The sequence below is a fragment of the Pseudomonas reactans genome, from assembly GCF_013385825.1.
Lineage (GTDB): Bacteria > Pseudomonadota > Gammaproteobacteria > Pseudomonadales > Pseudomonadaceae > Aquipseudomonas > Aquipseudomonas reactans.
Map to the genome: position 1 here is coordinate 152,835 of NZ_JACAPG010000020.1, position 13,722 is coordinate 166,556.

Genomic DNA, 13,722 nt, shown 5'->3' on the forward strand with positions numbered 1-13,722 from the left:
CTCAAAAAGTCTCGGTTCTTGAAATTCTGTCCAAAATCTCGATGTGTTCATTGACCACATCAGTCCAGTTCCGCTTGGAAAGCAGTTCATAAGCGTTCATTTGGACAGCAAGTAGTTGGTCGCGGTTCAAAATACCCCATTGAATGCGGTCAGCTATATCTTTCCAATCATACGGATTGAAAAGCGTCAGTGTTTGCAGCTCCGGATCTACCAAAACTTCCTCCGTTACCGGAATGCGCGCCATCACTACGGGAGTAGACACAGACAGCGCCTCCGTAAATGTAAACGGGCAGCCACCTTCACTCAAACTTGGATTAACAGCCAGATCCGCCAACTTGTAACAAGCCGCCAATTCTTGGACGGTCAATCCGTGCATGCAAAGAACATCGTTCTCTAAATAATTATCTCGAATATAGTCCTTTACTGTCAAAAAACCCTCTGCATGGCCTGTCAACACTAACTTGTGCCGTATCAAGTCATTGCGCAAAAGATACTGATAAGCTTTGAGCAAAGAAATAATATTTTTATTAGGTCTAAACTGACTCGCGTAGAAAATAAACTTAGCATCACCATTAAAAAACGTTGAAGCGTAAGAATAATTTGATGCTTTTTTCAACGCGCGCTTAAAAAGCGTCGTACAGTAGTTTCTCGATGCGGCTTCAGCATCTGACAGCCCCCTTACGGCGACGTTGCCGCTGAGGTCGTTGGGCGCATGGTAAACAACTGAAATTGCCGAAGGCTTGAGGGCATACCGTTCAACCAGTGTTTCCCACTTAACGTTCTTGCTATAGGTGACGAAATGTTGCCCACCATGAATAGCCGCTTCGACCCGTTCATATACCTTCAAAAACCGCTCACCGCCCACCTCAGAAAATCCGATAGGAAAATCTGAGAGAACAACATCAGGCACACACATCAAGCGCGGTGCTTTAATGTTATTGAACGCGGGCCAGAAAGCAGTAGGACTGTACCAAGCCTTCACGTCTGTCATTTTATTTACAATTTGCAGCATACGGTCTGACTCAACCTGTTCCAAACGCTGATACAGGCGAAGTACAAATGCATCCTCCTTGGGAGCTCCAACCGCTTTACGCAGCCGATTGACCACTTTTCTCACTGGGCGTAAGAGTCGACGAACGACCACAGTGATTTTTAACTGAAGTGCGTAAAGTGGTAACAGTATCAGCACTGGGCTAAAGAGTAATGCCAATATAAAAAGGACCAGTGCCTCGATCGCTAGCCGAAATACACCACTGTAGGAATCGACACTGATCAATCGATCTTCAACTTTACTCGCAAACACCGCCTTCCAATGAAAGAGCTTCTTCGCAATCCGCTCCTTCAGGCTCATTTTCTTCAATTTCTTTTTTCTTGCAATGTACCCTTCGTAACCGCGAAGAATCATAGGAATACCGGGAGGCGATACAATTTCAAACACGTCCTCTTCGACACCCTCACTCAAAAACAACTCGTGAAGCGCTTTTTTGGTCCAGCTTGGGCATATTAGGGTGAACTTAACATCGTCTCGTCCAGCCGCCCCCTTCAGAAACGCAGCAAGGTAACGGCCCAACCCTTCATGTCGAAGGTCTATGCCAGGAGCGTATGCCAAGTAAATCCCAAACCTTTTCATAGGCATTCCCTCACCACTTGCCAATACGCACTCGCCAACTTCTCTACACCTTGCTCACCTAACATTTCACTCGTAGGCAAATTGTTACGACGCTCCAAATACGCAAGTTCCATCTCTTTAAGCTGGCTGGCCATTTGCTTGGGTTTATCCGACTTCATCCAACTGAGCCCTAGTGAAAACTGCTCATCAATTTCTCGCATCGCGGGGTAGTCACTGCTTAAAGACGGCACTCCAAGACCAGCAGCTTCAATGACACTGAACGTACCATTATCTATCGCTCCGGCATGCCATAAAAAAGATGCACTGGCCAATACACTTTGGTAATTTCGGTCCGGCAACTCACCGAGTAGTTTGATATTTTTCTTCAATGGTCGACTTTTACCTAATAACTCGGCCAAGGGTTTTAAGTGCGGCAAAGAGCTTTTAAACAATCCTTTAGTATCCACACCGGTAATCCGACACTCCAATACGCCGCCCAACTCTTCATAGTAAAACTTTAGCGCTTTAACAGCATTCACATGATTTTTGTGTATTGCCGTATTGGTAGTCCACAAAAAATAGTTTGAGCTTTCTGCAACGCTGCCTTTCACCTGAGAAAAATCAGGTGCCAACATGGGCAGTTTAAATACTTTCTCAGGCGGCATGCCAGCGTAATTCAGCGCATCCTGTTTCGTAAACTCCGTCGTCACCAGTACTTTAGAAGCCGTCCTTGCCGCATTCAAAAATGGCTGGTCTGCACCAAAAGGTAGTATAGGCACATACCGTTGGAGATAATCATAGACCATGAGTACTGATGGACGCATCGGCAATAACGGCCCGCTGAGTCGATCTGATATAACAAGCCAGACATCACAATCCTGGAGATTATTTATTCCATCATTGACAACTAAATAACGGGGGCTTTTCGGTTCCCAGCCCTCATGACCGGAATAACGCATTGCCCTGCGAGCAGGCGCAGCATCTAGAATATTCCATTTATAAGGTCGAATTAATATGCCTTCTTCAAGATCCATAAACTCTTCATCAGGATAACTGTCTGGCTTATCCAGATGAAGAAACACGACATCTACAGGCTCGCCAGCCTGTCGGCTGCCGTGGTACAGGGCATTGGCTACAAGTTTTGCCCCCCGCAGACTTCCGCCTCTATATTCTACCGGTACGATCACGGCAATTTTTTTACGACGAATCGGACGATCTATACTTTCGACCTTTACCGATTCAAGTTCCGCAAGTACTTTTTTGAATCCTGCCTGCCACGCCTGCTCACAATTTTTTGCTTTCATGGGCTCAAGCAAAATCAATTGAGATTCGCGGATACTGTTGATCAATTTCTGATCGTAATTCATTAACTGTTTTGCTTTAGCCTTAGCTTCGGCAACTGTTTTACAACGACCAGGTAATCCAATACCGCCCATTTTGTCCAACATCCCGCCAGCCATGAACAGCAAGGGCATGCCCGCACGAATGGCTTCAAAGGGGTGATAATGGATATGATTAGGCTCGGTGGAATGATAGAACATCACTCTGTGCTGCTTCATGTTGTATTCATGCTCTTCACTCGAGACGAAGCCAAGAACATGCTTATCTGATACATCAATAGGTTGCGCGCCACCTATGGTGTACTCCAGATCCGAAAAATCACGAATGAAGTTTTTGTAGATTGTCTCAAAGTAGGGTGAAGAGCCAATCCTTGGGCATACAAATAGTATTTTGTTGAGTTTGCCTTCCCACAGTTCCGGTTGCGCCTCACCTTTCAAACCAACAGGCAGGTAACAGTCTCTACTCGCCAAGAAATTTTGCTCGGAGTCCTTCAGGTGTTCATAACCGGCGCCAAACCAAAACCGCGAGCCGATTGATTTGATGCTGCGGACAAGCGCCTCGCCCGCCTCGTCGTAAAACAATTGCGAATAGGAATAACCTTTCGACAGACCAAAAACACGTAATATTATTGCGCCAGCAAAGTGTCGTACCGCGCTTTTTATTTGCAGCGGAAAGAACCCAATGATTGCCACATCGAAATATTGATTAGCGATCCGCCACGCTTCTTCACTGGGGCTTACATACCAGTCCTGCGCATTCAGAATATCCAGCTCCGCCTTGGGAATTGTCAGCGCAGCATCAAAACTAGCATCTACGTTGGCTGAAAGATTCCCTTCATCGTAAGGAAAGCTCTTGGGCATAAAAATTTCATTTACGCCCAATGCTTTCAGCTGATCGACTTCAAATTTCCGCAATGTAGTGTGGTTGAGCAACCAAAGGACTCTTAAGGTCTTCAAATTATTTCAGTCCATTTATAACTTTATATTCAGCAACTGCCTTGTCACAGGTACCGTCAAACACCAATTCACCATGATGAAAAACCAGCCCACGGTTGCAGATCGATCGCAACGCGCTGAAATCATGCGTCGCCAACACAAGAATTTCTGCTTTTTCAATAAGTCCGGTAATACGCTCCCTGGCTTTAGCCATGAAGTTAGCGTCCCCCGCACCAATCACCTCATCCAGCAGCAAGATATCGCCTCCCACTGTCGTAGAAATAGCGAATGCCAACCTCACCTGCATACCGGCGGAATAGGTTTTTATTGGATAATCAATGAACTCACCCAGCCCCGCAAAATCGACGATTTCATCAGACTTTTCGCGCATAAACTGTGGAGAGAGACCGAGCAGCAACCCCCTGTAGAGGATATTTTCCCTACCCGTTGCATCAGGTTCAAAGCCAAGGCTAAGATCGAAAAGAGACCGGACCTGGCCTTCAACTTTAAGCGAACCACTTGAGATAGGATAAAGTCCAGCCACCGTTTTCAAGAATGTGCTTTTACCCGCACCGTTATGCCCGAGCAGCCCGACGCGTTCACCACTATTTATCTCGAGTGAGATATCTTTAAGAGCATGAATATCTGCAACTCTTGAGTTCTTTTCCCGTTTGTGGAATATGCCCGCCATGAGGGATTTGAGCGAGCGTTCCTTATAGGCGACCGACGCATAATGAAGGTTGACGTTATCAAGTATGATTCGATTATTTTTCATAGGTAAAAGATCACTTTTCGCTCAACCTTGCTGCCAATAATGACTGCCAATATGCCGAAGAACGCTGCCGTACCAATGCTGAACGCGTAATTTTCCCACGTTGGCCACTCACCTTGAAGCAGCGGCGCGCGAATTAACTGCAAGATGTGATATACCGGATTGTAGTCAACTAACGCATGGAGCCCGCTATTTTTGAACATTTTGGCTTCAAAATAGACGGGAGAGACGAACCACAGAGACTGCATTATCAATCCCAGTGCATGCGGGACGTCTCGAAAACGAGTGCTCACGTAAGACAACAAGGTGGACACCGGCCACGCAATCAGCGCCAGAATAGGGAAGAGCGTTAATGAAGCCAACCAACTCCAACCAAAATTCTGCGGAAGCACTACGGCTACCCAGCCATAAAGCGAAATACTGGCCAGCATTAGGACAATCGAACTCCCCACAACAGTGCGAAGTGTGTAAATCGCCAGCGGGTGGTTGCATTGTTTTATATAAGCGTCTGCCTGCACGAATGACAATGATCCCGCCACAGTGTTAGCCGAAATACATTCCCAAACTATAATCCCAGATAAAATATAGGGGGCATAGGTCACAATATCCGCATTGAACAACTTGCTGAATACCAGCGTCAGGAGCAGTGTCAAACCCAGTGGCTGTATAACTGACCACGCCATACCGAAAAAGGAACGCCGCCATCTTGATCGAAGGTCAGCTAAGGATAGATGTATCCAAAAATATCGGGCAGCCCATACACGAGAAAAATAGGAAAGCATCACTTCACCTGAAAAAATATTTTAATTCAAAGAATCGATTTCATTTCGACCCCATGAATTCTACTCGGCAATTAGGGTCGGTTTTCCAACCCTAACTCCCACCTTTTTATTCGGCGAAGTAGCTTCGAATCCCGTCCACTACCTGCTGTACCTGTGCGCGACTCAATGTCGGGTAACTTGGAAGATTCATCCCTCGGGCGCTTAAATCCTGAGCGACCGGAAAGTCTTCATCCGTCTTGCAGTGCGGCAAATGGTGAGCAGGTGCGAACAGCGGGCGCGTTTCTATGCCACTATTTTTCAAATGATCACGCAGCGCCTGACGCTGAGCCGGATCATCCAATAGCACGGAACACATCCAATAGGAGTGACGCGTGCCAGGCTGCTCTGCATGCATCTGCAACGGAAGCCCTTCAAGTGCTTCCCGATACCAATCGGCTACCTGACGCTTGAGCGTAATGATTTCGTCTGCACGCTCCAGTTGAGCCAGGCCAATGGCCGCGCATATATTGGTCATGCGATAGTTGAACGCCAACTCGTCATGCCAGTATTCACGGGTCTTGGACACCCCCTGACTCTTCAGGTGACAGGCTCTGTCGTGAATTGCCTTATCTTTCGACACGACCATTCCACCCTCACCGGTAGTAATGGTCTTGTTTCCAAAGAAGCTGAACGTGGCGACATCACCAAAGGTGCCTACATGCTGACCTTTGTACAGAGAACCGAAGGCTTCTGCGCAGTCTTCGATCAGCAGCAAGTCATGCGCCTGACACAGCGCGACAACCTCATCCATGTCGCACGCCAAGCCGTACAAGTGCACGACCATAATGGCCTTGGTCTTGGTTGTAATGCGGCTGCGGATGTCTTCAACGCTGACGTTCCAGGTATCAGCCAAGGACTCGGCATAGACTACGCTGGCGCCGGTTTGCAGGATGGTGTTGACCGATGCCACGTAAGTCAGCGTGGGAACGATAACCTCATCGCCCGGCCCTAGCCCCAGAGCAGCCATAGCCAGGTGCAAAGCGACTGTGCCATTGCTGACCGTCGTCGCGTGCTCCGCACCGATGTATCGGGCGAACTCGCTCTCGAAGCGGGAAATGAATTCTCCGCGAGAAGAAATCCAGGTCGAATCAAGACACTGGTTTACATATTCCTTTTCACGTCCACCCAGAAAGGGCTGATATACCGGAATCATCCGAGCTGCCCCTTATTCTTGACCTTTGAAATACTTATAGCCGTGGGCCTGGACCAGTTGGTCGCGCTCGGCTTCACGCATGTCTTCGCGCATCATTTCTTCTACCAGCTCAGCGAAAGTCGTTGTCGGCACCCAGCCCAACTTAGCCTTCGCTTTGCTCGGATCACCCAGCAAGGTTTCAACTTCGGCAGGTCGGAAATAACGCGGGTCAACCGACACGATGCACTTGTTGGTAGCGAGGTCGTAGCCTTTCTCATCAACACCATCGCCTTCCCAGCGAATCTTGATACCGATTTCGTTGGCGGCTAGTTCAACAAATTCGCGCACGGAGTGCTGCTCGCCAGTCGCAATAACGAAGTCTTCCGCTACATCTTGTTGCAACATGAGCCACTGCATTTCTACGTAGTCACGGGCATGACCCCAGTCGCGCAGAGCGTTCATATTGCCGAGGTACAGGCAATCCTGCAGACCCAACTTGATGCGGGCCAGGGCACGGGTGATTTTGCGGGTCACGAATGTTTCGCCACGGATAGGCGATTCGTGGTTGAACAAAATACCGTTGCAGGCATAAATGCCGTAGGACTCACGGTAGTTCACCGTCATCCAGTAGGCGTACAGCTTGGCGACGGCATACGGAGAACGAGGGTAGAAAGGCGTGGTTTCTTTTTGCGGGATTTCTTGAACCAAGCCATACAGCTCTGAAGTGGACGCTTGGTAGAAGCGAGTTTTCTTTTCCAGCCCGGCAATTCGGATGGCTTCAAGAAGGCGCAAGGCACCCAGAGCGTCAGAGTTTGCCGTGTACTCAGGCTCTTCGAACGAGACGGCAACATGACTTTGCGCGGCGAGGTTGTAGATCTCGTCTGGCTGAACCTCTTGAACGATACGGATCAGGCTACTGGAGTCGGTCAGGTCACCATGGTGCAACGTCAGATCGTAGCCTGTCGAATGCGGGTCGTGGTAAAGGTGATCAATACGGGCAGTGTTGAACATTGAACTACGGCGCTTGATACCGTGTACCGAATAGCCTTTTTTCAGCAAGAATTCGGCAAGGTAAGCACCATCCTGACCAGTAATACCCGTAATCAATGCTACTTTCTTGTCGCTCATTTATTCACCAATTTAAATTAACAATCGAACAGCCAGTCTCTAAAGAGAGCCAACCCCTCGCTTTCCCCCTCACTTTCCTTGTGGAAGCGAGAACCTTTTACATGCTTTACATCGACAGCTGTGCAATAGCAGTTCTGTCAATTGTCAATACGGGTACGTTCCGACAACACAACGGACGCCTGCAAAGCCAAGCCAGGCGCCACCTTCAAACACCAGCCCGGCCGTAAATATCCTGGAACCGGACAATATCGTCCTCACCCAGGTAATCACCACTCTGAACCTCAATCATCACCAGATCGATAACCCCCGGATTCTCCAGACGATGTGAATGGCCCGCGGGAATGAAAGTCGACTCGTTGGTGTTGAGCAAGAATTCACGATCATTGTTGACCACGCGTGCCATCCCACTCACCACAATCCAGTGCTCACTGCGATGGTGATGCATCTGCAGCGACAACGATCCCTGCGGTTTCACCACGATACGCTTGATCTTGAAACGCAGTCCCTCTTCCAGTGTGGTGTAAGCACCCCAAGGGCGACGCACCGTGGTGTGATCAAGGTGTGACTGATGGCCACTGGTCTTGAGTCGCGCGGTGATCACCTTGATATCCTGAGCATGGTCCTTGTGCGCGACCAACAGGGCATCCGGGGTATCGACGATGATCAGATCCTGAACGCCTACCAACGCGGCCAGACGACGCTGGCTGCGTACGTAGTTGTTAGTGGCATCGTGAAAAATCGCCTCCCCCTCGACACGGTTACCTTGTTCATCGGCCTGTGACAACTCGCTCATGGCATTCCACGAGCCGATATCACTCCAACCAATGTCACAAGGCACCGTTGCCACTTTGTTCGAACGCTCCATAAGCGCAAAGTCGATGGATATATCAGGCACTTTGGCAAAGCTTTCGGGGTCGAGGTGCAGGCTGCGGTGGCTATTGCCCGTCATCGTGCCCGAGCCAGCCAGGCACAGGTCTACGGCGCTGGATACGTCCGGCGCGCACAGTGACATCTGTTCGATCAAGGAGCCAGCGCGGAAGCAGAACATGCCTGAGTTCCAGAAGTACTCGCCCGACGCCAAATAACCCTGGGCCGTTTCGAGGTCCGGCTTCTCGACGAAGCGTTTGACCTTGAAACCGTCCCCCAGGGAGCTGTCGTTATCTTTCTGGATATAGCCGTAACCCGTCTCAGGGTATTCGGGCTTCACGCCGAAAGTCACCAGCCAGCCCTCTTTGGCCAACTCGCATGCGCTTGAAACCGCAGCGGAGAATGACACTTGATTATCGATCAAGTGATCGGCCGGCAATACCAACATAATGGCATCTTGCCCATGAGTACGCGCAACTTCCTGGGCAGCCAGCGCAACAGCCGCTGCAGTATTACGACCGAAGGGTTCCAGCACAAAACTCAAATTGGTGAACTGGGGCGCCTGGGCACCGTATTCATCAAGTGTCTTGAAGTAGAGATCGCGATTAGTGATCGTCAATACTTCACTCACATCGTCCAATGCCAACGCGCGAGCGTATGTTTTGCGGATCAAATTACCGCCGTCAGGTAGCTCGATAAACGGCTTGGGATGCGCTGAACGTGAAACCGGCCAGAGACGGCTGCCCGAACCGCCACAGATAATGACTGGAACAAGTGTCACTTTGTACTCCTTTACGCATTGCCACTAGATTTCCGCCGCAGCCCTCGCCCCCTCGAAGCCGCCTGCTCGAAAAAAGTGACTAGAGTCTTTCAGCTAAAAAAGTCAAATCGCCGAAGGCGTTTTGGGGGAGAAATACTGTTTTTTTCTTACAGAATAACGCGTGTATTCTTTATCAAATGGTCATTTATGTCTAGGAAAAGGCGGAACATTCCCACTGATGTGATCATCCTTACTCTCTGGCCAAATGCCACTTTCATTAGAACTTGTCACTTTTCTTGGTGATTTTTCCTACACCTCACCAATCTGCACCTAAAATCTCCGATTCCATTGATTTAGAGCCTTGGCAGGTGCTGTCGCTTTTCCGGGCAAGCCTCCAGCAAAGTACCCTTCAGAAAATCCTCCTCAATAATCACCCACAGCTGCCGATACCCCCTGAAAGCCTTGCGGATTGAACAACCATGCGTAATAACCAACCCGTTACCCAGCGCGAACGTACCTTCCCCGCTCAGCAACGGTTGATCTCCACCACAGATGCCAAAGGCGTGATCACTTACTGCAACGACGCCTTCGTCGAGATCAGTGGGTTCTCCCGTGACGAACTGGTGCGTGCCCCGCACAATCTGGTCCGTCACCCGGACGTGCCGGCGGCGGTGTTCGCGCACATGTGGTCCACGCTCAAACAAGGCTTGCCATGGATGGGCATCGTCAAGAACCGCTGCAAGACCGGTGACCACTACTGGGTTAACGCCTATGTAACGCCGGTTTTCGAAGGCAACCAGGTGGTCGGCTACGAATCGGTGCGCATCAAGCCCACCGCCGAGCAGATCCGCCGGGCCGAAGCGCTCTACCACCGCATCAACCAGGGCAAGTCGGCGATTCCTCAGCGGGACAAGTGGCTGCCGGTGTTGCAGGACTGGCTGCCGTTTATCCTGGTGAGCCAGTTGAGCTTCATGATCGGCGCGTCCCTCAATTCCCACTGGGGCTTTGCCCTGGCGGCGGGGCTGTCGGTGCCGCTCGGCCTGCTGGGCCTGAGTTGGCAACAGCGCGGCCTCAAGCGCTTGCTGCGCCTGGCCGAGCAGACCACTTCCGACCCGTTGATCGCGCAGATGTACACCGACAGCCGTGGCGCTCAAGCGCGGTTGGAGATGTCGATCCTCAGCCAGGAAGCACGTTTGAAGACCTGTCTTACTCGCTTGCAGGACACTGCCGAACACCTCAACGACCAGGCCGCACAATCCAACACCCTGGCGCATAACAGCTCCAGTGGCCTGGAACGCCAGCGCGTCGAGACTGAGCAGGTGGCGACCGCCGTCAACCAGATGGCTGCCACCACCCAGGAAGTCGCCAGCCACGTGCAGCGCACCGCCGATGCGACCCAGGAGGCTAACCGCCTGACCGGTCGCGGCCGCGATATCGCCGGGGAAACTCGCGAGGCGATTCAGCGCTTGTCCGTAGCCGTGGGTGAGACCGGCGTGACCGTGACCCAGTTGGCCAAGGACAGTGATGAGATTGGCGGCGTCGTCGACGTGATCAAAGGCATTGCCGACCAGACCAACCTGCTGGCACTGAACGCAGCCATTGAAGCGGCACGTGCCGGTGAAATGGGTCGTGGTTTTGCGGTGGTTGCGGACGAAGTTCGCCAACTGGCGCAGCGTACCGCCGAATCCACCGGGCAGATTCATGCCTTGATCGCCAAGCTGCAGCAAACCGCCAGTGCCGCCGTGCAAACGATGGACGCCGGGCATCGCCAGGCCGAAGAAGGCGTGGCGCGGGTGATGGAGGCGGATCAGGCGTTGGTGGGGATCAGTGAGGCGGTGGCGCATATCACCGACATGACCACGCAGATCGCGGCGGCAACTGAAGAGCAAAGCTCGGTGGCCGAAGAGATCAGCCGCAACATCAGCACCATTGCGTTGCTGGCGGATCAGACGTCGGAGCAGGCATTGAACTCGGCACAGTTGAGTGAAGAATTGACTCACACAGCCAATACCCAGTACTCCCTGGTCGAACGTTTTAACCGGTAGCCCTTACCTGTAGGAGCGAGCTTGCTCGCGAAAATCGCCAACGATAACGCGGGCATTCTGGACGCCCGCAGTGTTCTCGGTTTTTTCGCGAGCTAGCTCGCTCCTACAAGGTTAATTCAAAAATGCTGCCACCTTCACCGCCGCAGCCTCCAAATGCTGCTCATGACTAAACCCCGAAGCCTTCAACGGCTTCAAGTCGTGATCCCCCGCCACGAGCCACATCACTTCGATGCTTGGTGACAACGCATACCCCTCCACCGCCGCCCGATTGCCCAGCGCATCGCGCTCGCCTTGCACAATCAACGTCGGCGTCTTCAGCTCAGCCAAATGCTCAGTCCTCGGCTTCTCCGGTTTACCCACCGCATAGAACGGATACCCCAGGCACACCAGCCCATCCGCTCCCACTTCATCGGCCAATAAACTGGCCATGCGCCCGCCCATCGACTTGCCGCCAATCGCCAGTTTCCCAGCGACATGACGTCGCACCTCGGCCACCACTTCACGCCAGGCTTCCAGCAGTTTCGGCGCTGGGTTCGGCGGGCGTTTGCCGCCGTCGACACGGCGCTGGGCCATGTAGGGAAACTCGAAGCGCAACACGTTGACGCCATGCCCGGCAAGGCGTGCAGCCATGTCATTCATAAACCCGGAGTCCATTGGCGCACCGGCGCCGTGGGCCAGGATCAGGGTGACCGGTTTGCCCGCAGCCTCGCCCGACGCGACATCCCACAACCACCCGCGTTCCCGCACACACTGCGCCCATTGATCCCCGTCAATACTGGCCTTGTGCTCTTTGCCCATGCTTGCCTCGCTTTTTAGTCTGCCTATAACTCCAGCCCAAGTGCCGCATTTGCTTGGGTTGAACCGTGGATGGGGAACCATGAACACTACATTAAGTACCGCCTATAACTACAAGGTGGTCCGCCAATTCGCCATTATGACGGTGGTGTGGGGCATCGTCGGCATGGGGCTCGGGGTTTTTCTCGCCGCCCAATTGGTCTGGCCTGCACTCAACTTCGACTTGCCGTGGACCAGCTTCGGCCGCCTGCGCCCGTTGCACACCAACGCGGTGATCTTCGCCTTCGGTGGCTGCGCCTTGTTCGCCAGCTCCTTCTACTCGGTGCAACGCACCTGCCAGACCCAGCTGTTCGCGCCGAAAATCGCCGCGTTCTGCTTCTGGGGCTGGCAGTTGGTCATCCTGTTGGCCGCGATCTCCTTGCCACTGGGCTACACCAGTTCCAAGGAATACGCCGAGCTGGAATGGCCGATCGACATCCTCATCACCATCGTCTGGGTGGCCTACGCCATCGTGTTCTTCGGCACAGTGATGAAGCGCAACACCAAGCACATCTACGTCGGCAACTGGTTCTTCGGTGCGTTCATCATCACCGTGGCCATCCTGCATATCGTCAACAACCTGGAAATCCCGGTCAGCCTGACCAAGTCCTACTCCCTCTACGGCGGTGCGACGGATGCCATGGTGCAGTGGTGGTATGGCCACAACGCGGTAGGCTTTTTCCTCACCGCGGGCTTCCTGGGGATGATGTACTACTTCGTGCCCAAGCAAGCCGAACGTCCGGTGTATTCGTATCGCTTGTCCATCGTGCACTTCTGGGCGCTGATCACTCTGTACATCTGGGCCGGCCCGCACCACTTGCACTACACCGCGCTGCCGGACTGGGCACAGTCGCTGGGCATGGTGATGTCGCTGGTACTGCTGGCTCCGAGCTGGGGCGGCATGATCAACGGCATGATGACCTTGTCGGGCGCCTGGCATAAGCTGCGCAGCGACCCGATCCTGCGCTTCCTGGTGGTCTCCCTGGCGTTCTACGGCATGTCGACGTTCGAAGGCCCGATGATGGCGATCAAGACCGTCAACGCCCTCTCCCACTACACCGACTGGACCATCGGCCACGTGCACGCCGGCGCCCTCGGCTGGGTGGCGATGATCTCCATCGGCGCGCTGTACCACATGATCCCGAAAGTCTTCGGCCGCGAGCAGATGTACAGCCTCGGCCTGATCAACGCGCACTTCTGGCTGGCCACCATCGGCACCGTGCTCTACATCGCCTCAATGTGGGTCAACGGCATCGCCCAGGGCCTGATGTGGCGTGCGGTCAACGAAGACGGCACCTTGACCTACTCCTTCGTCGAAACCCTGGTGGCCAGCCACCCTGGCTTCATCGTGCGGCTGGTGGGTGGTGCGGTGTTCCTCAGCGGCATGTTCCTGATGGCTTACAACACCTGGCGCACCGTGCGTTCGGCGCAGCCCGTCGAAGCCACTACCACTGCGCAGCTGGCCTGAGGAGTCTGTG

At 52.6% G+C, this 13,722-nt stretch carries 10 protein-coding genes; 2 read left to right on the forward strand and 8 right to left on the reverse strand.

Features of this window, described 5'->3' with window-relative positions:
• Position 1: 1 nt before the first annotated feature.
• From HX868_RS23310 to HX868_RS23340, 7 genes are all read right to left on the reverse strand, one after another.
• The gene (locus HX868_RS23310; RefSeq protein ID WP_246355574.1) at positions 2-1,630 is read right to left on the reverse strand and encodes a glycosyltransferase; all 1,629 of its coding nucleotides are present in this window, start codon (positions 1,628-1,630) and stop codon (positions 2-4) included.
• Entirely contained in the window at positions 1,627-3,882 is a 2,256-nt protein-coding gene (locus tag HX868_RS23315; protein WP_246355575.1) for a glycosyltransferase family protein, read from the reverse strand. The genes HX868_RS23310 and HX868_RS23315 overlap by 4 nt, the downstream gene beginning before the upstream one ends.
• 25 nt (positions 3,883-3,907) lie before the next feature.
• On the reverse strand, positions 3,908-4,660 hold the full coding sequence (locus HX868_RS23320; protein ID WP_177004502.1) for an ABC transporter ATP-binding protein: 753 nt from the start codon (positions 4,658-4,660) through the stop codon (positions 3,908-3,910).
• Complete coding sequence (locus tag HX868_RS23325) at positions 4,657-5,439, reverse strand: ABC transporter permease (protein WP_177004503.1); 783 nt, start codon at positions 5,437-5,439, stop codon at positions 4,657-4,659. The genes HX868_RS23320 and HX868_RS23325 overlap by 4 nt, the downstream gene beginning before the upstream one ends.
• Positions 5,440-5,545: 106 nt before the next feature.
• Positions 5,546-6,631: a DegT/DnrJ/EryC1/StrS family aminotransferase gene (locus HX868_RS23330; RefSeq protein WP_177004504.1), complete on the reverse strand. Its 1,086-nt coding sequence runs from the start codon at positions 6,629-6,631 to the stop codon at positions 5,546-5,548.
• A gap of 12 nt (positions 6,632-6,643) precedes the next feature.
• Positions 6,644-7,738: a GDP-mannose 4,6-dehydratase gene (gene gmd / locus HX868_RS23335; RefSeq protein ID WP_177004505.1), complete on the reverse strand. Its 1,095-nt coding sequence runs from the start codon at positions 7,736-7,738 to the stop codon at positions 6,644-6,646.
• 205 nt (positions 7,739-7,943) lie between these two features.
• A complete protein-coding gene (locus HX868_RS23340) occupies positions 7,944-9,386 on the reverse strand; it encodes a mannose-1-phosphate guanylyltransferase/mannose-6-phosphate isomerase (protein ID WP_177004506.1) in 1,443 nt (480 codons plus the stop codon).
• 458 nt (positions 9,387-9,844) lie between these two features.
• On the opposite strand from HX868_RS23340, the gene HX868_RS23345 reads away from it, so the two are divergent.
• Entirely contained in the window at positions 9,845-11,410 is a 1,566-nt protein-coding gene (locus tag HX868_RS23345) for a methyl-accepting chemotaxis protein (RefSeq protein WP_016979316.1), read from the forward strand.
• A 111-nt stretch (positions 11,411-11,521) separates the two neighbouring features.
• Here HX868_RS23345 and HX868_RS23350 read toward each other — a convergent pair whose 3' ends face one another.
• A complete protein-coding gene (locus tag HX868_RS23350; RefSeq protein ID WP_177004507.1) occupies positions 11,522-12,208 on the reverse strand; it encodes an alpha/beta family hydrolase in 687 nt (228 codons plus the stop codon).
• 79 nt (positions 12,209-12,287) lie between these two features.
• On the opposite strand from HX868_RS23350, the gene ccoN reads away from it, so the two are divergent.
• A complete protein-coding gene (gene ccoN, locus HX868_RS23355; protein ID WP_123474514.1) occupies positions 12,288-13,712 on the forward strand; it encodes a cytochrome-c oxidase, cbb3-type subunit I in 1,425 nt (474 codons plus the stop codon).
• Positions 13,713-13,722: the final 10 nt, after the last annotated feature.

Coding starts and splice junctions, on each gene's coding strand:
- HX868_RS23310 (WP_246355574.1), bottom strand. CDS start 1,630: ATGAAAAGGTTTGGGATTTACTTGGCATACGCTCCTGGCATAGACCTT.
- HX868_RS23320 (WP_177004502.1), bottom strand. CDS start 4,660: ATGAAAAATAATCGAATCATACTTGATAACGTCAACCTTCATTATGCG.
- HX868_RS23325 (WP_177004503.1), bottom strand. CDS start 5,439: ATGCTTTCCTATTTTTCTCGTGTATGGGCTGCCCGATATTTTTGGATA.
- HX868_RS23330 (WP_177004504.1), bottom strand. CDS start 6,631: ATGATTCCGGTATATCAGCCCTTTCTGGGTGGACGTGAAAAGGAATAT.
- gmd (WP_177004505.1), bottom strand. CDS start 7,738: ATGAGCGACAAGAAAGTAGCATTGATTACGGGTATTACTGGTCAGGAT.
- HX868_RS23345 (WP_016979316.1), top strand. CDS start 9,845: ATGCGTAATAACCAACCCGTTACCCAGCGCGAACGTACCTTCCCCGCT.
- HX868_RS23350 (WP_177004507.1), bottom strand. CDS start 12,208: ATGGGCAAAGAGCACAAGGCCAGTATTGACGGGGATCAATGGGCGCAG.
- ccoN (WP_123474514.1), top strand. CDS start 12,288: ATGAACACTACATTAAGTACCGCCTATAACTACAAGGTGGTCCGCCAA.